The following is a 21,533-nucleotide window of genomic DNA, read 5'->3' as shown; positions in this document are numbered from 1 at the left end:
CATGTCCCTCGCCGACTATCGCAAGAAGCGTGACTTCTCCACGACCCGTGAGCCGCAGGGGCGAGGCGGCCGAAAGACCGGCCACAGCTTTGTGATCCAGAAACATGCCGCGAGGCGTCTGCATTACGACCTTCGCCTGGAGATGGACGGCGTTCTGAAAAGCTGGGCCGTCACGAGAGGTCCAAGCCTTGTGCCGGGCGAAAAGCGGCTCGCCGTCCATGTCGAAGACCATCCTCTCGACTATCGCAATTTCGAAGGCGTTATTCCGGAAGGCCAATATGGCGCGGGCGAAGTGATCGTTTGGGATAAGGGCGTTTGGATTCCAGAGGGCGACCCGCACAAGGGCTATGCAAAGGGCCATCTTAATTTCGAATTGCGGGGCAAGAAGCTCGGGGGGCGTTGGCATCTCGTGCGAATGGCGCGAAGGCCGTGCGGGAAGCACGACAACTGGCTTCTCATCAAAAGCGAAGATGAATTTGCGCGATCCCCTAAAGACGAAGACATTCTCGAGGAAATGCCGCGCTCGGTAAAAACCGGACGCACGATCGGCGATGTCGCCGATGGTCAGTCAAAGCGGCCCTCAAAGAAAAGCGCCGCGCCAAAGCAGGCCGCGTCATCCCAGTCGGTCAAGACAGGCGCCGTCACAAGGAAGCAGGCTCCGGCGAGGGACCTAGAACCATCGCGCGTAAAAGGCGCAAAAAAGGCTCAGCTGCCAAATTTTGTCGGCCCGATGCAGGCGAGCGCCGGCGCAGCGCCGGCCGGCAAGGAATGGATTCACGAAATCAAATTCGACGGCTATAGAGTACAAGCGCGCGTTGAAGCGGGCCGCGTGCGTCTGCTTTCGCGTGGTGGCCTCGACTGGACGAAGAAGTTTGGGGACGAGATCGTCTCGGCGCTGCGCGCGCTGCCTATGGGTTCCGCTCTCATCGACGGTGAAATCGTTGTCGAGACGAACTCCGGCGCGTCAGATTTCTCAGCGCTTCAAGCCGATCTCAGCGCAGGGCGCAGCGACCGTTTCGTTTACTGGATTTTCGATCTTCTCTATCTCGACGGCTACGATCTGCGCGCCGCCGCCTTGCTTGAACGCAAGGCGTTGCTGGAAAAGCTCCTTGGCGGTGAGAACGGCGATAAAGTTCGCCTCAGCGCTCATTTCGAAGATAGCGGCGCGGTCGTGTTGTCGCATGCGTGCCGACTTGGTCTTGAAGGCGTGGTGTCGAAGCTGCGCGACTCGCCTTATCGCTCCGGACGCGTGAAGAGTTGGGTGAAGGCCAAATGCTTTGGGCGGCAGGAATTTGTGATTGCGGGCTATACGCCTTCGACAGTGTCGCGGAAGGCGACCGGCGCGCTCGTGCTCGGCGTTTATCAGCATGGGGTTTTATGCCATGTCGGCCGTGTCGGAACGGGTTTCACGACCGATATGGCGCATGAGCTTTTCTTGAAGCTCGATCCCCTGTGCACGCCCTCGAGCCCTTTTGGCGCGCGCCTCAGCACGGAGGCCGCGCGCAACGTCCGTTATGTGCGTCCCGAATTGGTGGCTGAGGTCGAATTTCGCGGTTGGACGGCGGATCAGGTTCTTCGCCACGCTTCTTTCCGCGGTTTGCGTGAAGACAAGCAAGCGCGCGACGTTGTCCGCGAGAAGGCGCCGCCAGTCGAGCGGCCGGCGGCGGCGCGCGTGGAGAAAAGCGCCGTGACGCTCACCCATCCAGATCGGCTTTATTGGCCCGATCAGGGCATAACCAAGCAGGGGCTCGCAGATTATTACGCCGAAGTCTGGCGCTATATCGCGCCGTTCATCGTCAATCGTCCGCTCGCGCTTCTGCGCTGCCCAAACGGCGTCGACGGAGAGAAATTCTTCCAGAAACACGCCTGGAAAGGCATCGATCCCAACATCGTGCTCATCGACGATCCGAAGGAGTCCGAAGAAGAGCCCTTGCTCAGCATCAAGGATCTCAACGGTCTGATCGCGCTGGTTCAGTCTGCTACTTTGGAAATTCACCCCTGGGGATCGACGGCGTCGGACTGGGAGCGTCCCGACGTCATCATCATGGATCTCGATCCCGGCGAGCAGGTCGAATGGGATGCCGTCATTGCGGCGGCTGAAGAGACGAAGGCCCGACTTCAAGACCTCGGACTCGCCGCCTTCGTAAAGACATCGGGCGGAAAAGGCCTCCATGTGATGGCGCCCGTTAAGCCCAAAGCGGAATGGCCGCAGGTGAAATCGTTCACCAAAAGCATCGCCGACGCAATGGCGAATGACAGCCCCGGCAAATTTGTCTCAACAATCACGAAGTCGAAGCGCCAGGGAAAGATACTGGTCGATTATCTGCGCAATCAGCGCGGCGCGACGGCGGTGGCCCCCTACTCCACGCGCGCGCGGCCCGGCGCGGCCGTATCGGTTCCGCTCGCCTGGGACGAACTCAGTCCGGCGATTGGACCTGCCTATTTCACGATCGCCAAGACTCTGGCGCGCCTTGATTCTCTGAAGAGCGATCCCTGGGCCGACTTTCGACAGGCGGCGGCGCCAATCGAAACGCCTAAGCCGCGCAAAAAGAAAGTCTAACGGCGCTTCGAGCTACGCTTTTCCGCGTCGATGCTCTTGCGAAGCGCATCCATGATGTTGACGACGTTGCTCGGCGTCGCGGGCGCCTGCTTCTTGGCGCGAGCCGGGCTGTGCTCCTTCTTCTTTCCGGAAATGATGTCGAGCAACTGAGCTTGAACGGGATCCTGAACCATCGCGGGGTCCCAATGACTCTTGCGTTCCTCGATCAATTTCGAAATCAGACCAAGCGCTTTCGCGTTCGGCGTCTCAGCGCGGATTTTGTCAAGATAGTCCTTAGGATCACGCACTTCATCGGCGAAGCGCAGCGTCCATAAGACCAGACCCTTGTCGCGCGGTTCGACCATCACGGCGCGCTCGCGCCGATACATTACGAGCCGAGAGACGCCGACCGTGCCAGTCGCCTTCATCGCATCGCGAATGACGGAAAAGGCCTCGACGCCAATCGGATCATCGGGGATGAGATAATGCGGCTTGTCGAACCAGATCCAGTCGATGCTTGACGCTGGAGCAAAGGTGTCGATGTCGATCGTCCGCGTGCTCTCCAGACTGAGGGCGTCGAGCTCTTCATCTTCAAGCAGCACGTAATCGTTTTCGCTGCGCGGATAGCCTTTCACGGCGTCGTCTTCGCCGATCGGCGCGCCGCTCACCGAGTCGACATATTGGCTGACGACTCGATTGCCCGTGTTTCGATTAAGGATATGGAAGCGGACCTTTTCGCCTTCCGTAGTGGCCGGCGTCATCGCGACCGGGCAGGTCACCAGCGAAAGCTTCAAATAGCCCTTCCAGAAGGACCGCGGCGCCATCCCGACCCCCTAAAACGTGGACGTCTGGAATAACGTCTGTTTGAGCGCCTCGTTCCGCTTCCGCCGAATAAAGAACAAGTTTGGCCGTGGCGGGAACATTTTGGCCGCTCATATTGTTGAACCTTCACCTCCTGTTGAATTGCCGACTCCCACATCCGCCCCCCGCCAGGACTTCGAAATGGAAAAGAAGGTTGAACATGACACGCCGGGACGGCGACGGCGAACGCTAACCGAGCAGAGAAAGGACACAGCGTCCCATCTGTCGCTGCTCGGATTCACCGCCCAATTGATGGTGGAACTGCGCCAGCTGTATGAGGACAGTCTCTGCGAACCCATACCGGATAAGGTGCAGGACCTGCTTGCGCCGCGACTATCTCGGCCAGCCGAGTAGGACGCCTACTGATTAAGCGCGTGGGCGGATAGTAGCTAAAAAAATCTAAACCGCGGCAAAAAAAAGATTGCCTGTCGAACAACAGGCAATCGCTAGCGGTTCAATTTCGATTGCGTAGCCAATATTCGATCTCCGCTCGACCCGGTTCACGAACAAGAATGCGACGCTCGCGCAGAAACTCGGGGCCAATGAACAACGCCCGGACGATCGCGCCGGCTGCTCCAACGACAAACTGTCGCCAGTTCACTCCAAGTTTAGGCTTCCAACTCATTTCGCTCTCCTTTCATCGGAGACGGACAGGAAAACAACTCTCCCTCTCCGAGAATGTTCCGACTTCCAGATAGCTCGGCGTTTTGTTGCTTCTCCGGGAAGGATAAAGCGCTTGGGCGCATGAGAAACCCAAGCAAAGATCCGAGCGTGCGCAAAAAGCCCGAACCTGAGGTTCGGGCAGTCGAGAGGTCGGCGGAGAAGCATCACGCGCCTAAGCCCGCGACGCTTTGAAAGTTGGCGCTTAGTTGAGGGTCTTGAGCCAAGTATTGACTTCTTCGCGGATGCGATCCCGCCCCTCGCCATAACGCTCCTGAAGAATGCCTTCGAATTGCTCGCGCTTGCCGTCCATGCGAGCGAGATCGTCGTCGGTCAACTCAGCCCACTTCTCCCGCACCTTGCCCCTGAACTGTTTCCAATTGCCTTCGACGCGATTCCAATCCATCGCCCATTCTCCGAGGTTAGGAATGTTTCACGCCGACAAAACGCGGGCGGAGCCGCTTTGTTCCAGGCCTTGGGGATGGGGGATTTGATGGGCTACATCGAAGGAAATGCGGTCGTGGCTTCACGCGGCGGCGGCGCAGCATTTCTTAAATTTTTTGCCGGAGCCGCAAGGACAAGGATCGTTGCGCCCTGTCTGTTTTCCCTTAACGATCGGCGCATTCTTCCGATTAGCCTCTTCAAGAAAATACCAGCGGCCATCCTGCGCATCGTGTCGGAACAAAGATCGCTCGCGATGCGCATAGCGTTCGCCTTCGCTAGTGAAATGCGCGACGAACTCGACATAGCCGGTTTCATCGCCCGGCTGTCCTTGCTCTGTTGAGAGAATTTCAAGTCCGAGCCACTGCGAGCTGCGCGACCAATGGGTGATCGCCTTGCGATCGAAGTCGTGACGCGACTCCGGCGCCAAGGTATCGATAAGATAATCGATGTCGCCGACAACGAAGGCGGTGTAGCGCGAGCGCATCACCGCTTCGGCGGTGGGCGGCGGCGCTCCTTGCTCGATATAAGGGGCGCAACAGACTGAATAGGAGAGCTGTTGCGCGTCCATTGCGCGGCAGGGACAGATTTGATCGGTCATTGGTCAATCAGCGTAAGAATGATTTGTTCAGCCGTCGGCGCCGCCCTCGCCGGGGCGCAATCCCGAAGCGGCGGCGCCCGCTCGATGTCTGAGGCGCTTCACCGCCTCGATCGCGATCGGATCAAGCCCAACGCCGCCGTGATCGACATGAGCGATAATCGCGTCGCGCATGCGCGGGTCCCAGAATTTCTTCAAATGATCCGTCATGCTCGCAACGCCTTCGGGGTGCTTCTGCGCCACGAAGAACTTGCCAATCTGGTTAGCCATTTTGACGAGCTTATCGACCGAATCATGCGACATGTGCGGAAACCTGTTCGAGGATGCGTCCCGGATGGGTGAAGATTTCGAAGTCTCGGCCGCGCATGACCGCGACGAGCGTCATGCCGCAGTGTTGCGCGTTGCGTACGGCGAGCGCGGTCGGCGCGGAGACGGCGGCGATGATTGGCGCGCCCATACGCGCGGCCTTCTGCACGAGTTCAACAGAAACGCGGCTTGTCATCAACACGACGCCCTGCGTCGCGGCGATCGCTTGACGCGTCAAGGCGCCGGCGAGCTTGTCGAGAGCATTGTGTCGGCCAACGTCCTCGCGTGCGATCAGCGCGCCGGAAGCCGGGTTCCAGAAGGCCGCGGCGTGGATGGCGCGAGTGTCCTGATTGTATTTCTGAGCTGAGGGAAGACGCTCCATCGCCTCGATCAAAGCGTCGGCGCGCACTTCTAAAGCATTGTCAAGCATAGGCAGAACGCGGGTCGCCGCCTCCAGACTCTCTATGCCGCAGAGACCGCACCCTGTCGGTCCCGCCATCGAACGGCGACGTTCGGCATAGGCTTCCTGCCGTCCGCCCTTGAGCCAGGCGCGCAGCTCAATGCCGGCGTCGGAGACGATAATCTCGACGTCGCCGGCCTGCTCCGGCGAATCAATCAGCCCCTCGGTCAGCGCGAAGCCGATCGCAAAATCCTCCAAGTCCGCCGGCGTCGCCATCATCACCGCATGCGTGGCGCCGCCATAGGTGAAGGCGATCGGCGTCTCCTCGGGGATCACGCGAGAAGAACGCGCCGTCACATCGTGACGGCGCGCCAGGCATTCCACTCGAAGGGTCGGCGATGGCGTTTCTGTCATTCCGCCGCGTCGATCGCGCTCGCGATGCGACGGCTCTGCTCCGTCAGCTCGCGATACTGATGCTGCCAATCGGTCGGCCCATTCGTGGTCGAGACCTGAACGGCCGTGACCTTATATTCCGGACAATTGGTCGCCCAGTCGGAATTATCGGTCGTGACAACATTGGCCTGAGTGGTCGGATGATGGAACGTCGTATAGACGACGCCCGGCGCGACGCGATCCGTGATCTTGGCGCGCAGCGTCGTCTCGCCGGCGCGGCTCGCGATCTTCACCCAGTCGCCGTCACGCACGCCGCGATCTTCCGCGTCATGCGGATGAATTTCGAGAACGTCCTCAGGATGCCACTGGGTGTTCTCGGTTCGCCTTGTCTGCGCGCCGACATTGTACTGCGACAGGATACGCCCGGTCGTGAGCAGCAGCGGGAAACGCGGCCCCACTTTCTCATCGGTCGGGACATATTCGGTGATGACGAATTTGCCCTTGCCGCGCGCGAAGCCGTTGATGTGCATGATCGGCATGCCGTCCGGCGAGTCGGCGTTGACCGGCCATTGTAGCGAACCGACTTCTTCGAGTCGCTTGAACGACACCCCGGCGAAGGACGGCGTCAGGCGCGCGATTTCGTCCATGATCTGGCTGGCGTTGGCGTAGTTCCAATTGAGCCCGAGCTTATTGGCGAGAAGCTGGGTCACTTCCCAATCGGCGTAGCCATTCTTCGGCGACATTACTTTGGTGACGCGCTGAATGCGACGCTCGGCATTGGTGAAGGTGCCGTCCTTCTCGAGGAATGTCGCGCCCGGCAGGAAGACATGCGCGTAATTCGCCGTCTCGACCAGGAAGAGATCCTGCACGATGACGATGTCCATATTCGCGAGCGCGCGCGACACATGGCTCGTATCGGGGTCGGACTGCAGAATGTCCTCGCCCTGGACATAGAGTCCTTTGAACGTGCCTTCGATCGCCGCGTCGAACATGTTCGGGATGCGCAGACCGGGCTCCGGATCGAGCGAAACGCCCCAATCCTTTTCGAACGCCTGACGCGCCGCATCGTTAGAGATGTGGCGATAGCCCGGCAGCTCATGCGGGAACGAGCCCATATCGCAGGAGCCCTGCACATTGTTCTGGCCGCGCAACGGATTTACGCCGACGCCGCGCCGGCCGAGATTGCCGGTCGCCATGGCGAGATTGGCGATGCCCATAACGGTGGTGGAGCCTTGCGAATGCTCCGTCACGCCGAGGCCATAGTAGATCGCGCCATTGCCGCCCGTCGCGTAGAGACGCGCGGCCCCGCGAATGTCGGCGGCCGGCACGCCCAGCACGCTTTCGAGCGATTCCGGGCTATATTGCGGCTGCGCGACGAAGGCGGCCCAGTCCTGATATTCGTCCCAGTCGCAACGCGACTTCACGAAATCGAGATTGACGAGATTTTCGGTCACGATGACATGCGCCAGCGCCGTGATCATCGCGACATTGGTGCCGGGCTTGAGCGGCAGGTGATAGTCCGCCTCGACATGCGGAGACTTCACGAGGTCAATGCGGCGCGGATCGATGACGATCAGCTTAGCGCCCTCGCGCAAACGCTTCTTCATACGCGAGCCGAACACCGGATGCGCGTCAGTCGGATTGGCGCCCATGACGAGAATAACGTCGGCGTCATCAACCGAGTCGAAATCCTGCGTGCCGGCTGACGTGCCAAACGCCTGCGCTAGGCCATAGCCCGTCGGCGAATGGCAGACGCGCGCGCAGGTGTCGGTGTTGTTGTTCTTAAAGCCTTGGCGCGCGAGCTTCTGGACGAGGTAACTCTCCTCATTCGTGCAGCGCGACGAGGTGATCACGCCGACAGAATTCTTTCCGTATTTCTCTTGCGCGGCTTTCAGCCGGTCGGCGGCGAAGCTGATCGCTTCGTCCCACGAGACAACACGCCACGGCTCATTGATCGACTCGCGGATCATCGGGTTGAGGACGCGCTCGCCGTGATGGGCGTAGCCATAGGCGAAGCGGCCTTTAATGCAGCTGTGGCCGTGATTCGCCTTGCCGTCCTTCCAAGGAATCATGCGGACGACTTCCTCGCCGCGCATTTCGGCTTTGAAGGTGCAGCCAACGCCGCAATAGGCGCAAGTCGTCACTTCGGAATGCTCGGGCTGACCGACGGAGATGACCGACTTCTCGATCAGCGTCGCTGTCGGACAGGCCTGCACGCAGGCGCCGCAGGACACGCATTCCGATTCCATGAAGGCTTCGTCCATGCCCGGCGAAACGCGCGAGTCGAAACCGCGGCCGGAAATCGTCAGCGCGAAGGTGCCCTGCACTTCTTCGCAGGCGCGCACGCAACGATTACAAACGATGCACTTGGACGGATCGTAACTGAAATAGGGGTTCGACTCGTCCTTTGGCTTCCAGTTGAAATTCGCTTCGCCACTATTGCGCGCGAAAACGTGATTGGCGCCGTCATAGCCGTAGCGGACGTCCCGCAGACCGACCGCGCCGGCCATGTCCTGCAGCTCGCAGTCGCCATTGGCGGCGCAGGTCAGACAGTCGAGCGGATGGTCGGAAATATAAAGCTCCATCACGCCGCGACGGATGGCGGCGAGTCGCGGCGTCTGCGTCTTGACGGAAATGCCCGGCGCGACCGGCGTGGTGCAGGAGGCCGGCGTGCCGTTACGGCCCTCGATCTCGATGACGCAGAGTCGGCAAGAGCCGAAGGCTTGGATGCTGTCGGTCGCGCAGAGCTTGGGGATCTCCGTGCCGATCTCCATCGCCGCGCGCATGATCGACGTGCCCTCGGGCACGGTGACGCTCTTCCCGTCGATGGTCAGCGTGACAAGTTTCTCGGATTTTGATTCGGGCGTGCCGTAATCGATTTCCTTAATGAGCGTCATGGCGGCTACCTCACTCAGCGGCTTCAAGGGCCGGCTTGCGGAAGTCCTCAGGAAAATGGCGAAGCGCACTCTCGACCGGATAGGGCGCAAAGCCGCCCAATGCACAGAGCGAGCCAAACCTCATCGTGTGGCAGAGATCCTTTAGGAGCTCGATGTTCGCGTCGACGTTCAGGCCATCGCGAATTTTGTCGATCGTCTCGACGCCGCGCGTCGAGCCGAGCCTGCAGGGCGTGCATTTGCCGCAGCTTTCAATGGCGCAGAACTCCATGCCGAAGCGCGCCATCCAGGACATGTCGACGGTGTCGTCGAAAACCACGAGGCCGCCATGGCCGATCAGGCTGTCCTTGGCGGCGAACGCCTCGTAGTCGATCGGAAGGTCGAAAAGCGACACCGGAACATAGGCGCCCAGCGGGCCGCCGACCTGGACCGCGCGGACCGGACGACCAGAGCGGGTGCCGCCGGCGATCTCGTTGACGACCACGCCAAGCGGAATCCCGAAGTCCGTCTCGAAGAGACCGCCATATTTGACGTTGCCGGCGATCTGCAGCGGCATGGTGCCGCGCGAGCGGCCGACGCCGAGATCGGCGTAATGCTTGGCGCCCTTCTCCATGATCATCGGTATCGTGGCCATGGAGAGCACATTGTTGATGACCGTCGGCTTGCCGAAGAGGCCGACATGAGCCGGCAGCGGCGGTTTGGCGCGGACGATGCCGCGCTTGCCTTCGAGAGATTCGAGCAGCGAGGTCTCTTCGCCGCAGACATAGGCCCCCGCCCCAATGCGCAATTCGACGTCGAAGTCGAAGCCCGAACCCCTGATGTTCTTGCCGAGCCAGCCCGACTCTTGCGCCGTCTCGATCGCCGCCTGGAAGACCTTGGCGACGATGGGATATTCCGAGCGCAGATAGACATAGCCCTTGGAAGCGCCAACGGCGTATCCACAAATCAGCATGCCTTCGATCAGCGAGAGCGGATCGCCCTCCATGATCATGCGGTCGGCGAAAGTGCCGGAATCGCCTTCGTCGGCGTTGACCACCACATATTTCTCGCCGGGCGGGCACTCCGCCACCGTCTTCCATTTGATGCCGGTCGGAAAGCCCGCGCCGCCGCGGCCGCGCAGGCCCGACTTGGCGACTTCCTCCACGACGGCCGCGGGCCCGACCTCGAAGGCGCGTTTGAGGCCCTTGAACCCGTCATGCGCCTCATATTCGGCGACCGACAGCGGATCGATCACGCCGCAGCGCACGAAGGTGACGCGGTTCTGCTTCTTCATCCAGGGATGTTCGTCAACGATCCCGATGTTCAGCGCATGCGCGCCGCCGGCGAGGAAGCCGGCATCGAACAGCGACGCGACGTCCTTGACCTTCGCCGGCCCATAACCGACACGGCCCGCGGGAGTCTCCACCTCGATCAGGGGTTCGAGCCAGAGCATTCCACGCGAGCCGTTTCTGACGATCTCGATGTTTTCGCCGCGGGCCGCGGCCTCTTTTGTGACGGCGGCGGCCAGTTTGTCGGCGCCCATCGCGACGGCGGCCATATCCAGCGGGATGTATACCTTGGCCATCAGTCGCGCGCCTCCGCGGCGATTTCGTCGAGCTTTTCAGAATCGACGCAGCCGATCGGCTCTCCGTCGTAAAGCGCAGAAGGGCTGTGCGCGCACAGGCCCAGACAATAGACCGGCTCGACGGTCAACGCGCCGTCCGGCGTCGTGCCGCCCCAGTCGAGCTTCAACTTGTCGAGAAACGCCCGCGCCTGTCGTTCGGCGCCCATCGACTGGCAGGATTCGGCGCGGCAGATCTTCAACGTGTGGCGACCATGCGGGGCGCGATGGAAATCGTGATAAAAGGTGACCACGCCATGCATTTCGGCGCGCGAGATATTAAGCGCCTCGGCCATTTGCTTAACGGCGGCGTCCGGCACATAGCCGAATTCTTTTTGAAGCGCGTGCAGAATAGGCATCGCGGGTCCTTGAAGACCCATATGGGCGGCGATGATCTCCCGCGCACGCTCGTCGCTATACTGAGCAGCGCCAGCCATTTCTTCCCTTTCAGTCCCGGGCGTTACGCTTATACGACCGCCCTTTTTAGATTAATTCCGAGAACAGTGCCGGAAATCCAGGGCGTGATCAATAGCGACCCTTCGTGACGCGATAGGTCGAATCTATTAATCTCCAAGCGCTTGCCTTTCCGCGAGCTTCTTCGCCTCGGAGACCAGGGCGGCCACCAGAGGGATCACCGGCTCGCGCTGCGGCGCCACAAGGCCGATTTCATGAACCTCCTCCGGCTCGACGATGGGGATTGATCGCAGCGGGGCCGTCACGTTCAACGTCTTCACAAGCTTTTCCGGCAGCACAGTCGCCCAGCGGCCGGATTTCACATGATCGAAAAGCAAGATCACGTCGTTCGATTCCAGGATCGGCGCGGGCTCTGTGCCGCCCTTGCGGATGAGCCGTTCGATGATGCGACGGTTTTGCATATCCGGCGTGAGCAGACAGAGATCGATGCGGCCAACGTCGGCCCAGGTCACCCGCTCCCTGTCGCCAAGCGGATTGTCTGCGAAGGTCAAGAGCCGATAGCGCTCCGAGCACAGCGGCACCGTGCGCACGCGCCCGAGCGGCTCGTTGTCGAGATAAGTAATCCCGGCGTCGATCTCAAGATTGTCGAGCATCGTCAGCACTTCGCTCGACGAGGCGGAAATCACGGAAAAACGAACGCCTGGATGTTTCTCGCGATAGGGCGTGGTCAGCGCCGAGACGATGCCCAGCGCCGTCGGTATCACCGCAATCTTCAACTGGCCGGTAAGGCCTTCCTTGAGGGTTCGGACTTCCTGCCTCATCGCCCGCGCGTCGCCGACGATCCTCTTCGCCCAGTCGAGCACGCGCTCGCCTTCGGCCGTAAGGCCGTGAAAGCGCGACGAACGATTGACGAGCAATACGCCAAGCGAGTCTTCAAGGTGTTTTATGCCGGCCGAAAGCGTGGGCTGAGTGACGCCGCAAATCTCCGCCGCGCGCGAGAAGCTCTTCTCTTTTGCGACGGCGATCAGGAATTCGAGCTTTTCGATCACGAGCCGGGTCCATAGGCGTACGGAACTGCTAGAGCCGCATACCCTAGCCCACAAAATCAGCGACCCCGCACGGGCTTCACATTAGCATATCCGCTCCGGGCGCGCCGAATATTTCAAGGATTTCAAACCTGCTGGCGAAGCCGGGCGACTTGCCCGGTCTATCCCTGGAAGGCGCAGCGCTCATTAACGCTTCTTCCAACTCCCATGTCTCACGCTCACAACGGGAGGGTGATGATCGACGCATCGCGCCATCGAAACATAAGGGGCGACATCGCCACGGCATTGTCGGCGTCCGCGAACGTATCGCCGCATTGCCGGAAGTCTCTCCATCAGCGACGACGTCGCGCGAGTTCGCCGCCGAACAGCGCGCAACGGAATTTTTTTAAGAAGCGCGCTGTGCTAAACAGATGCGCGCGCGGTCCCGTAGCTCAGCAGGATAGAGCAGCGGTTTCCTAAACCGAAGGTCAGGGGTTCGAATCCCTTCGGGACCGCCACGCCTCTCAACGGACCATCGGAAAGGTCTGCAACACCGCTTCGATCGGCGCCGAATCGACCGTCAATCCGCCGTTGAAGGGATTGTCGAGCGCGGCGATGAGAAACACCACCGAGCCCATGAACAGCGCCATCGCGCTGCTGAGGATCAGATGGACATGGAGCTCCATGTCGAAGATGCACAGAAGTCCAATCAATAGAAAGCCGCCCAGACAGACCACCCACCAGAGCTCTTTCGGAATGCCGCCGTCGCCGGCGGCGATAAGATAGCGGCGATGCTCGACAAGCGTGTTCAGACGAGTGAACGTCTCCGCCTGGACAATCTCCTCGCTCTTGAGCTTGGCTTGAAAACTCATCACCTGTGCGAATAGTCCGGTCAATGCGGGCGAGGACGAATGAGGATTTTGCGCAACGTCGGGCGGCGGGTGCACAGCGTCGATCGCCTCGCGGGCATAGGCGCGCAGTTTCTCCTGAAGCTCGCCGCGCGTCGGTTGCGGAAAGCCTTCGAAATCTTGGTGAAGCGCGGCGATCGCTAGCGCCTCCTTGGAGACGACATCGCCGACAGCGGAGAAGTCTTGATAAGCCTCGACCGCAATCAGTCCGAGTAGGATGCCGTATAGCGTCGAGAACGACGCCAATATTAGCCCAATCATTTCGTTGGCGTTGCGGCGTCCATGTATCCATCTGTGCACGAGCCGTTGAAAAAGAAGGACGCCCAGCCAGGTCACGCCAAGTGAGCCGAGGCAGAACAGCGCGGCCATTTGGCCTACCGACAGATGCTTGAACAATTCGGGCACGGGCGCCTCCTTTCGCGTCGGCATTAGGAGGCGACTGCGTCAAATTGTCAAAGGCCGTCACCGGTTGAACAGCCACAAAAGCAGGCTGATGACGACGCTCAAAATGAGCGACGTCGCAAGCGGAAAATAAAAACGGAAATTGCCGCGTTCGACCATGATGTCGCCGGGCAGACGCCCGAGGCCAAACCGCTCGCCCACCATCCACAGGACGCCAACGCCGATCATCACGAGCCCCGCGATGATGAGAAACTTGGCCATAGCGTAAGCTTCCTTTTGCCCCCGTGGTCGATGGGTTTAGTCATTGCCATCTGGCGCATTTTGGCAAATTCGCCAGCCGTTTTTTTGCCTGTCGTTCAACGATGTCGCTTCGGTGACATATTGTCGCGAAGCGGCAATTCTCAGTTCGGTTTGCTTGACCCAGCGCCTCGTCGAACGTTACCTGCCCGCGAAGGGTTCGATCGAACACATTCGGGTTTGCCTGCGGCGAACCGACGCAATCGAGCCGACGGCGCGTGGCGCGCCTCTTGCGGGAGCCTGTTGGAGACGCAGGCCGCGCGACGTTTCGCAAAGCAACCGTCTCGATTGAATGTCGCTCCTGATGCGATCGCCGGCGCGCAGCGGTTGCGTGCGACTATGAGGATTTTGATGAGGCCTGATCACATCTATCTCGCCATGACCATGGTAAAGCACAGCACGCTCGCAGTCGCTTGCATTTACGCGTTCAAGATCGTCTCGTTTCTGGTAAAAACCTACTAACATTGCACGCCGTTGCGCCGGCGCCGCCCTTCGCGCATAAACCTTCCAGCGCATCGAAGCGACGGAAGGGCGCGGGCATATGGCGGCGATTGACGGTCCAAGGGTACAGGCGCGTTCCGGCAAGCCGAAGCAGCTTGTCATCTTCCTTCATGGCTATGGCGCAGACGGCGCCGATCTTATCGAGATCGGCCGTCAATGGCGCGCCTTCCTTCCCGACGCTGATTTTGTCGCGCCGAATGCGCCTGAGCGATGCGCCGCATCGCCGACCGGCCGACAATGGTTTCCGCTGACCATGCGCGATCCGGAAGAACGCTGGCGCGGCTGCGTCGCTGCGCGTTCGACTCTCGACGCGTTTCTCGACCAAGAGCTCGCCAAGCGCGGATTTGATGACAGAGCGCTCGCCCTTGTCGGATTCAGCCAGGGCACGATGATGGCGCTGCATACAGGATTGCGCAGGGTGCGCGCGCCGCGGGCGATCCTTGGCTATTCGGGGGTCTATGTGCTTGGGCCGGCGGAGGCCGGCGAAGAGCCGACAGCTTACGAGAAACCGCCGGCGGTTCTCTTGGCGCATGGCGAAGAAGACGAAATGATCCCCGTCGAGGCGCTGCTCATGTCCGCCAATGCGCTCGCGGACTCAGGCGTGCCGACCCAATGGCATCTCTCGGCGCGGCTCGGCCACGGCATCGACGAAACTGGACTGATCCACGGCGCCTTGTTCCTGGCGCAGTCGTTCGGCGTGAGGGTCGAATTCGGTCGGCGGTGACACGCGAAGCTATGGAAAAAGCCGCCGAGTTTAATCAGCTCACGGTCTGCGTCTCGTACAAGCAGGATCTGGGTGGTGAAGGTTCTCAACATACACGAGCGAGAACTGTTGGCGCCCTCAGAGCAGGCAGGCGCGCTCATCAATACATTATCCTTGCAGGAAGACGCTCTCTGGCCGGGCGAAAACTGGCCTCGCATGGAGTTTGATCGCCCCCTGCAAGTCGGCGCAGTCGGCGGACACGGGCCAATTCGCTATGTCGTGCAGGCGTATGCCCCAGGGCGGAGCATCAGATTTCAATTCACCGGACCAACAGGGTTCGATGGCCATCACGGTTACGAAGTCATCGGCATTGACGCGCAGAGGTGCGTCCTTCGACACACTCTGGAGATGCTTGCGCATGGCCCGGCCCTGTTGTCTTGGCCGGTCTTCTATCGTCCCTTGCACGATGCGTTGCTTGAGGATTCGCTCGCTCAGGCGCAAGCCTCGCTCGGTCAAGCGCCCTCGATCCGAAAATGGTCCTTGTGGGTGAGATTTTTGCGGTGGATCGCTTCCAAGGGCCGATCGCGCGCGCAGGCGACGCCTGTCACTATGCCGTTTCGCGACGCATCCGAAAATAGCTCCGCGAGTAGTACAACGCTCTAAACTTATACTCCTTCGAGCCCCGGCTCGGCGCCAGCAGGCTCCATCGCCGGTTCGAGTTCGAGCGGGGCGCGGCGCACGGCGCGGCGCGTGATCGGCCGATAGAGTTGCTTTGTCGCCTCGACGATATGCACCCCGCCGCCTGGCAGCGAGAAGCGGCCGGCGATGCGCTCAAAAGCGGGCGCCGAGCGCAGCAGCGACGCGCGCTGGAACGGCGGCACGTAAAGCGCCTCGTCCCAATAGAGCGGCAGGAACTGCGCCTCCTGCAACAATTGCTGCAGCTGGCCGCGCGAATAAGGATGGCCCTGTCCGAAGGGCGTCGTGTCGACGCGCGCCCAAAGTCCGGTGCGGCTCGGCGCGACGATCAGCACGCGGCCGCCGGGCGCCAGAATGCGCCAGATCTCCTCAAGCAGATCATGCGGATGATCGTCCGTCTCGAGCGCATGCACAATCAGGATGCGATCCATGCTCGCGTCGGGTAGCGGCGTCATCGACGGCTCCACGAGAGCTGAGGCGGAGCGCCCATCGAGCGGCCAGTGAACGACGCCCTGCGTGGCCGGCATGAAGGCGAGAACGCGCTGCGCCTTCTCGCGAAAATCGTCGAGATAGGGCGTGGCGTAGCCAAGGCCGAGCACGCGCAGCCCCGCATGGTCCTGCCAGCGCGCGCGCACCAGCCGCGACACGAGGCGGCGGGCGACCCCACCCAGCGCGGTATCGTAAAAGGCGCGCAAATCGACGACGTCGAGCATGAATTTAATCATCGGGGCAATCGATCGACCACGCAAGGCGGAACGATCGGTTCAGTCTCGGCTGTCGCATTTTTCGACGAAGAGCGTTTATGATAGCGACCCCATAAGGAGACGACGCCACATGGCTTTGGAGGTCGCGCAGTTCATTTGCCTTAACGACAATTTCGGCCTGCTCGGGCATGAGCCGGAGCTCGGCGCGACCGCGAGCGTCGACGCGCCGGACGGCGAAGCGATCGCCAACGAAGCCGATCGGCGGGGCTGGCCCCTGACGCATCTGCTGCTGACGCATCATCACACGGATCATGTGCAAGGAACGCAGACGCTCAAGGCGCGCTATCCGCATATGAAGGTCATCGGCGCCGCCAAGGATGCGTATCGTCTTCCCCCGCTCGATCGCGCGGTTTCAGAAGGCGACGTGGTGGAGGTTGGCGAAGCGCGCGCTCGAGTTATCGAGACGCCCGGCCACACGCTCGGACACATCGCCTATTACTTTGAAGACGATGAAATCCTGTTTGTTGGCGACACGCTGTTTTCGCTCGGCTGCGGCCGCGTTTTTGAGGGCACCATGGAGATGATGCATCTCACTCTCGAAATGCTCGCCGACCTGCCAGGCGAAACGCAGGTCTATTGCGGCCATGAATATACGCAGGCCAACGCCAAATTCGCGCTCACCGTCGACCCGGACAATTCGGTGCTGCGCGCGCGGGCGCAAACCGTCGCCGACCTACGCAAGGCAGGAAAGTTTACCCTGCCGACGACGATCGCGCTCGAGAACGCCACAAATCCGTTTCTGCGGGTCGAGGACCCAAGCGTAATGGCTAGGATGGGCATGCGGGGCGCTGATCCTTCCGCCGTCTTCGCGACGATGCGCGAGCGCAAGAACAATTTCACCGCATGACAGGTGCGCTTTCGACTGAGGAGATCGTGCGGGTTCTCGATCTCGCACCGCATCCCGAGGGCGGCTTCTATCGGCAGACCTTTCGCGATTCCTCGTCGACCGGCGGCCGCGCCGCCTCGACGGCGATCTACTATTTGCTTCCGGGCGGCGGCGTGTCTCACTGGCATCGCGTCGACGCCGCCGAAGTCTGGCACTTCTACGCCGGGGCTCCGCTGGAGCTTAAGATTGGAACTGAGGTCGTGCGCCTCGGCCCGGCGCTCGCGGCCGGCGAGCGGCCGCAAGCCGTGGTTGCTTCAGGCGTGTGGCAGTCGGCGAAAAGCCTCGGTCGAGGACCGCATGAATGGAGCCTCGTCGGCTGCACCGTCGCGCCAGGCTTCGAATTCTCCGGCTTCGAGCTGGCGCCGGCGGATTTTTCGCCTGACGCTTCGGCTTGAACGCAAAGGCTTTCGGCCTTTGGGGCTTTGACCCGCCCGGCGGATAGTGTATCGGGTCGCAGACAAGAAAAGAGGAAATGCCCGAATGTGCTGGAGTGGAGAGGCGTCGACGGTGTTGGCGGCGACGGGGATCGCCGGCGCAGCCTATTCGGCGCTGAAGAAGGACCCGGAACCGCTCGCCCTCTGGGTCTGCCTTCTCTATTTCGCCAGCATGGAATCGCTTCAGGCGGTCGCCTATTCCGTCTTAAACCAATGCGACTCGCCGCTAAATCAGTTGATGACCATGTTTGGTTATCTCCACATAACGTTCCAGCCTTTCTTCATTAACGCCGTCGCGCTTTATTTCATGCCCAAGGACAGCGCCCGCATCATCGCGCCCTGGGCCTATTTCGGCTGTTTCGTCGCGGCCATCGCCATGCTGCTCCAGCTCTATCCCTTCTCCTGGGCGGGTCACTGCGCCTTGGGAAGGCCGCTCTGCGGCGACGTGCTCTGCACGGTGCGCGGCGAATGGCACATCGCCTGGCTGCTGCCGACGAACGGACTCGGCAACTCGATGGCGAACAATGCCTATCTCGGGCGCGGCTACATCGAATATCCGCTGATGGCCTTCTACATCCCTTCGCTTTACGGCAGCTGGCGCTTCATCCTCTTCTCATGGGTCGCGGGGCCGTTTCTCGCGAGCCTGACGACAGGCAACATCAATGAATGGCCCGCGGTCTGGTGCCTGTTCTCGATCGGACTAGTGTTGGCCATCATCAAGACGCCGCTGCGTTATCACCTGCATGTCGGCGACCCCTGGTGGATGATGCTCTATAAGTGGTGGAAGCGAAGAAAAGCGGCCGCAAAGACGGCCGTCGCCGCAGCGCCCGCCCTGACCGCGAAACCGGCTGCGCTCATCGCCGAGATCAAAGAGCCCGCGGAATAGTCAATCTTTTGCGTTGACGACGCCGCCGACGAGATTTTCGGCGAGCAACGACTCGGTGGTCGGCTCGGCGGAGAGAGGCTCGCGTTTTACGCCGGCTTGGATCGCTGCGAAATAAGCGCGACGGGTGGCGACCGCCTCGTCCCAACTCACGGCGCGAAAGGACGGATTTTCGCCGGGACGTAGTTGCGCCAGCCGGCCAAGATCGGCGCCGATCACCGTCGCAATTTTCGGATAGCCGCCGGTTGGCTGACGGTCGGCCATGAGCGCCAGCGGCGCGCCATCGCCTGGAATTTGGATCGCGCCCATGGCGACGCCGTCCGAGACAATGTCGTGTCCCTGTCGATGACGGATCGCCGGACCTTCGAGCCGATAGGCCATGCGGTCGCTGCGCGCGCCGATGCGCCAGCGCGCGTTCAGAAAGACCTCAATCTCCTCCAGCGCGAAATAATCGTCCTGAGGCCCGAGAAGCAGCCGGATCGGCGCGTCGCTCGAAGCGAGCCAAGGCGCCGCAAGCGCCGACGGCTCAAGAGGCGGCGGGGCGGCCTCGGCGAGCGGCAAGGCGTCGCCGACGGCGAGCGGCTTTGGGCCAAGCCCTGAACGGGCATGCGTAGCGCGCGAGCCGAGCGTTGGGGCCAAGTCGAGCCTTCCGCCGACGGCGACATAGCACCACGCCCCCGATGAACCTGCGCGTAGCGTGAGCCGCGCGCCCTCGGCAAGCGGCAACAGGCAAGCCGACGGCAGCGGTCTTCCGTCGAGACGGATGTCGAAATCGCCTCCAGCGACCGCCACGCAAAGCGTCGCGCCTTCCGCCCGAAACGCCGCGCCGCCGAGCGAAATTTCGATCGCGCTGTCGGCGCCCGCGGCGCGCGTCGCAGCGAGATAAGCGCCAATATCCATCGGCCCCGCAGGCGTAACGCCGTAACGCGACAGTCCGAAGCGACCCTCGTCCTGAATGGTGACGCCGGGTCCGGCGGCTTCAACAAGAAGCCGCGCGCTCATTTTAGAGTCTCGCGGCGCGCCACCGTCTCGCCTGCCAAGGCCCTCGCATCGAGCGTCCGGAATGTCTCGGCGTCGATCAGCTCGAAGCGCACAGCGTCGCCCGGCGCAATAAGAAAAGGCGGGTCGCGGTCCAACGCGAACATGCGTTCGGGGGTGCGCCCGATGACATACCAGCCGGTAGGCATGGGATTGGCGGCGATCAGGGAAAGCGCGCCGCCGATCAGCGTCGCGCCCTGCGGAGTCAATCCACGCGGGCTCGTGCGCCGCGGAATCGCGAGCGCGTCGGGCAGTCCGCCGAGATAACACCAGCCCGGCGCGAACCCATACATGTAAGCGCGATAGTCTGCGCCGGCGTGCAACTGCGCGAGCGATTGCGCGGAGCGCCCGAGCAGCCCCGCAGCCTCGCCGATATCCTCTGCGAATTCAGCATCGTAGCAGCAGGGAATGGTCCAGCGCACGGCCGGCTGCGACGCCCGCGCCTCGATGCGCGCAGGCCCGAGAAGACCTTCGATCGCCGCGATCAGCGCGTCCCGCGAAATCTCGAGCGGTTCGTAGAGCAGGAAAAGTGCGCGATAGGTAGGCGTCGTTTCGCGCAGGCCCGCCGGCATAGCGGCGCGAAGACATTCGTCGAGCGCCAACACGCGCGCATTGATTGCGGGATCGACACTGTCGCCAAATTCGACTGACAGCGCCGCCTCGCCGCAGTCGAGAAAGCGCGGCGCCTCATATTCCATTGTGGTTAGGCTCCGGCGAAGGCGCGCAACTTCCAGCCCTCGCGTTCAAGCGACCCCCGCAAACGCCGCGCCATTTCAACGGCGAGCGGCGCGTCGCCATGGACGCAGATCGAATCGATCGCCGTCGGCAGGAGCTTGCCGCTGACAGTCCTCAGACCGCCATTCGCGAGCATGTCGCCGACGCGCGCGCAGGCTCTTTCGATGTCCTCGATAATCGCGCCCTCCTGCGATCTCGGCTGGAGGCGTCCGTCATCCATATAGGCGCGGTCGGCGAAGATTTCGTTGACGACGCGCAAGCCTGCGCGCTCGCCGGCGCGCGTCTGCTCGGACAGCGCGATCGCCAACAATGCGAGCGACGAGTCGACGCCGCCGACGGCCCGGGCGATGGCGTTCGCCACATCAGCGTCGCGCTCGGCGATATTGGCGAGCGCCCCATGCGCCTTCACATGCGTGATCCGATGTCCGCTCAGAACGGCGAGCGCCTGCGCCGCCCCGAGCTGATAGGCGACGGCGCGCTCGATCTCCCGTGCATTCATCGGCAATGCGCGCCGGCCAAACCCCGCGAGATCAGGAAAGGCGACATGGGCGCCGACGGCGACTCGCTTTTCCTTGGCGCGTGCAAATGTCGTCGCCATGATGTCGGGGTCGCCGGCGTGGAAACCGCAGGCGACATTCGCGCTCGTCACAATATCGAGCATGGCGTCATCATCGCCCATGCGCCAATGGCCGAAGCCTTCCCCGAGATCGGCGTTAAGATCGATGGCGCGGGACACGGGGGTCATACAGAATGCGAGTCGCCTCTCATCGTGGCCCGTCAGATTGGAGCAACTGCGCCGTGTCGGCAATGCGCGGCGCTCAACCGATCCGGCCCAGCCAATATCGGCGCAAACCCGCACAAATAGGGCGTAGCGGCGCTTGACAAAGACTGTCCCCTTTGGTGAAGCTGTATCGCGGCGAAGCCGGAAAAAAGAGCCACTGGCTGGCGCAATGTGGGAGGAAAATATGCAGTATCTGATCCCGGGACTCATGCTCGCTATCGTCATCGGCGGCGCTCTCGTCGCGATGCGGATGAAGTAAGTTCAAGAAATCAGGACATTTACGTCCAATACGGTCCGTTGGCGGGCAGCAGCCTAGCGTAAACGCTGGCGTTATTGCGCCAACGGACTGAGCTGATCAGCTTCAGCTCTTCTTT

The 21,533-nt window shown here is 61.6% G+C and carries 22 protein-coding genes and 1 tRNA gene; 7 read left to right on the top strand and 16 right to left on the bottom strand.

Features of this window, described 5'->3' with window-relative positions:
• Nucleotide 1 precedes the first annotated feature (1 nt).
• Nucleotides 2-2,560 carry a DNA ligase D gene (gene ligD, locus FEV16_RS07960; RefSeq protein ID WP_138167094.1) on the top strand — a complete coding sequence of 853 codons (2,559 nt, stop codon included), beginning with the start codon at nt 2-4 and terminating at the stop codon, nt 2,558-2,560.
• On the opposite strand, the gene FEV16_RS07955 is transcribed toward ligD, so the two are convergent.
• Complete coding sequence (locus FEV16_RS07955; RefSeq protein WP_138167093.1) at nt 2,557-3,363, bottom strand: Ku protein; 807 nt, start codon at nt 3,361-3,363, stop codon at nt 2,557-2,559. The two genes, ligD and FEV16_RS07955, sit on opposite strands and share 4 nt — an antisense overlap.
• 178 nt (nt 3,364-3,541) lie before the next feature.
• On the opposite strand from FEV16_RS07955, the gene FEV16_RS07950 reads away from it, so the two are divergent.
• The gene (locus tag FEV16_RS07950; RefSeq protein WP_138167092.1) at nt 3,542-3,754 is read left to right on the top strand and encodes a hypothetical protein; all 213 of its coding nucleotides are present in this window, start codon (nt 3,542-3,544) and stop codon (nt 3,752-3,754) included.
• A 100-nt stretch (nt 3,755-3,854) separates the two neighbouring features.
• On the opposite strand, the gene FEV16_RS16865 is transcribed toward FEV16_RS07950, so the two are convergent.
• The 9 genes from FEV16_RS16865 to FEV16_RS07910 form a co-directional block, all read right to left on the bottom strand.
• Entirely contained in the window at nt 3,855-4,025 is a 171-nt protein-coding gene (locus tag FEV16_RS16865) for a hypothetical protein (protein ID WP_171015164.1), read from the bottom strand.
• A 240-nt stretch (nt 4,026-4,265) separates the two neighbouring features.
• Nucleotides 4,266-4,466: a CsbD family protein gene (locus tag FEV16_RS07945; protein ID WP_138167091.1), complete on the bottom strand. Its 201-nt coding sequence runs from the start codon at nt 4,464-4,466 to the stop codon at nt 4,266-4,268.
• A gap of 120 nt (nt 4,467-4,586) precedes the next feature.
• Complete coding sequence (locus FEV16_RS07940) at nt 4,587-5,102, bottom strand: YchJ family protein (RefSeq protein ID WP_138167090.1); 516 nt, start codon at nt 5,100-5,102, stop codon at nt 4,587-4,589.
• A 27-nt stretch (nt 5,103-5,129) separates the two neighbouring features.
• On the bottom strand, nt 5,130-5,402 hold the full coding sequence (locus FEV16_RS07935; protein WP_138167089.1) for a formate dehydrogenase subunit delta: 273 nt from the start codon (nt 5,400-5,402) through the stop codon (nt 5,130-5,132).
• Complete coding sequence (fdhD, locus tag FEV16_RS07930) at nt 5,392-6,219, bottom strand: formate dehydrogenase accessory sulfurtransferase FdhD (RefSeq protein WP_138167088.1); 828 nt, start codon at nt 6,217-6,219, stop codon at nt 5,392-5,394. The genes FEV16_RS07935 and fdhD overlap by 11 nt, the downstream gene beginning before the upstream one ends.
• Nucleotides 6,216-9,095, bottom strand: coding sequence for a formate dehydrogenase subunit alpha (fdhF, locus tag FEV16_RS07925; protein ID WP_138167087.1), 2,880 nt, complete (start codon nt 9,093-9,095; stop codon nt 6,216-6,218). Before fdhF ends, fdhD begins: the two co-directional genes overlap by 4 nt.
• A gap of 10 nt (nt 9,096-9,105) precedes the next feature.
• Entirely contained in the window at nt 9,106-10,656 is a 1,551-nt protein-coding gene (locus FEV16_RS07920) for an NADH-quinone oxidoreductase subunit NuoF (RefSeq protein WP_138167086.1), read from the bottom strand.
• On the bottom strand, nt 10,656-11,129 hold the full coding sequence (locus tag FEV16_RS07915) for a formate dehydrogenase subunit gamma (protein ID WP_138167085.1): 474 nt from the start codon (nt 11,127-11,129) through the stop codon (nt 10,656-10,658). The genes FEV16_RS07920 and FEV16_RS07915 overlap by 1 nt, the downstream gene beginning before the upstream one ends.
• 126 nt (nt 11,130-11,255) lie before the next feature.
• Complete coding sequence (locus tag FEV16_RS07910) at nt 11,256-12,155, bottom strand: LysR family transcriptional regulator (protein ID WP_138167084.1); 900 nt, start codon at nt 12,153-12,155, stop codon at nt 11,256-11,258.
• A gap of 417 nt (nt 12,156-12,572) precedes the next feature.
• On the opposite strand from FEV16_RS07910, the gene FEV16_RS07905 reads away from it, so the two are divergent.
• Nucleotides 12,573-12,649 (top strand) — tRNA-Arg (locus tag FEV16_RS07905).
• A gap of 6 nt (nt 12,650-12,655) precedes the next feature.
• Here the strand turns inward: FEV16_RS07905 and FEV16_RS07900 are convergent.
• Both FEV16_RS07900 and FEV16_RS07895 read right to left on the bottom strand, forming a co-directional pair.
• Entirely contained in the window at nt 12,656-13,444 is a 789-nt protein-coding gene (locus FEV16_RS07900; protein WP_246657222.1) for a DUF4239 domain-containing protein, read from the bottom strand.
• A 57-nt stretch (nt 13,445-13,501) separates the two neighbouring features.
• Entirely contained in the window at nt 13,502-13,702 is a 201-nt protein-coding gene (locus tag FEV16_RS07895; protein WP_138167082.1) for a DUF2905 domain-containing protein, read from the bottom strand.
• A 577-nt stretch (nt 13,703-14,279) separates the two neighbouring features.
• Here FEV16_RS07895 and FEV16_RS07890 point away from each other — a divergent pair.
• Nucleotides 14,280-14,963: a phospholipase gene (locus tag FEV16_RS07890; RefSeq protein ID WP_138167081.1), complete on the top strand. Its 684-nt coding sequence runs from the start codon at nt 14,280-14,282 to the stop codon at nt 14,961-14,963.
• 644 nt (nt 14,964-15,607) lie between these two features.
• Here the strand turns inward: FEV16_RS07890 and FEV16_RS07880 are convergent.
• Entirely contained in the window at nt 15,608-16,363 is a 756-nt protein-coding gene (locus FEV16_RS07880) for a methyltransferase domain-containing protein (RefSeq protein WP_138167080.1), read from the bottom strand.
• Between the two features lie 109 nt (nt 16,364-16,472).
• On the opposite strand from FEV16_RS07880, the gene gloB reads away from it, so the two are divergent.
• The 3 genes from gloB (at nt 16,473) to FEV16_RS07865 (ending at nt 18,608) form a co-directional block, all read left to right on the top strand.
• Nucleotides 16,473-17,249, top strand: a complete 777-nt coding sequence (gene gloB / locus FEV16_RS07875) for a hydroxyacylglutathione hydrolase (protein WP_138167079.1) — start codon at nt 16,473-16,475, stop codon at nt 17,247-17,249.
• The gene (locus FEV16_RS07870; protein WP_138167078.1) at nt 17,246-17,683 is read left to right on the top strand and encodes a cupin domain-containing protein; all 438 of its coding nucleotides are present in this window, start codon (nt 17,246-17,248) and stop codon (nt 17,681-17,683) included. The genes gloB and FEV16_RS07870 overlap by 4 nt, the downstream gene beginning before the upstream one ends.
• Nucleotides 17,684-17,768: 85 nt before the next feature.
• Complete coding sequence (locus tag FEV16_RS07865) at nt 17,769-18,608, top strand: DUF5765 domain-containing protein (RefSeq protein WP_138167077.1); 840 nt, start codon at nt 17,769-17,771, stop codon at nt 18,606-18,608.
• Here FEV16_RS07865 and FEV16_RS07860 read toward each other — a convergent pair whose 3' ends face one another.
• Genes FEV16_RS07860 through FEV16_RS07850 form a run of 3 tightly spaced genes read right to left on the bottom strand, consistent with a single transcriptional unit; the run spans nt 18,609 to nt 21,123 of the window.
• The gene (locus FEV16_RS07860) at nt 18,609-19,607 is read right to left on the bottom strand and encodes a biotin-dependent carboxyltransferase family protein (protein ID WP_138167076.1); all 999 of its coding nucleotides are present in this window, start codon (nt 19,605-19,607) and stop codon (nt 18,609-18,611) included.
• On the bottom strand, nt 19,604-20,341 hold the full coding sequence (locus FEV16_RS07855) for an allophanate hydrolase subunit 1 (protein ID WP_138167075.1): 738 nt from the start codon (nt 20,339-20,341) through the stop codon (nt 19,604-19,606). Before FEV16_RS07855 ends, FEV16_RS07860 begins: the two co-directional genes overlap by 4 nt.
• Before the next feature lie 5 nt (nt 20,342-20,346).
• On the bottom strand, nt 20,347-21,123 hold the full coding sequence (locus tag FEV16_RS07850) for a 5-oxoprolinase subunit PxpA (RefSeq protein ID WP_138167074.1): 777 nt from the start codon (nt 21,121-21,123) through the stop codon (nt 20,347-20,349).
• Nucleotides 21,124-21,533 lie beyond the last annotated feature (410 nt).

It is taken from the genome of Methylocystis sp. B8 (assembly GCF_005771425.1).
Taxonomy (GTDB): Bacteria; Pseudomonadota; Alphaproteobacteria; order Rhizobiales; family Beijerinckiaceae; genus Methylocystis.
Note: the sequence above shows the minus strand (reverse complement) of the source record. Positions and strands in the feature narration are given on the sequence as shown.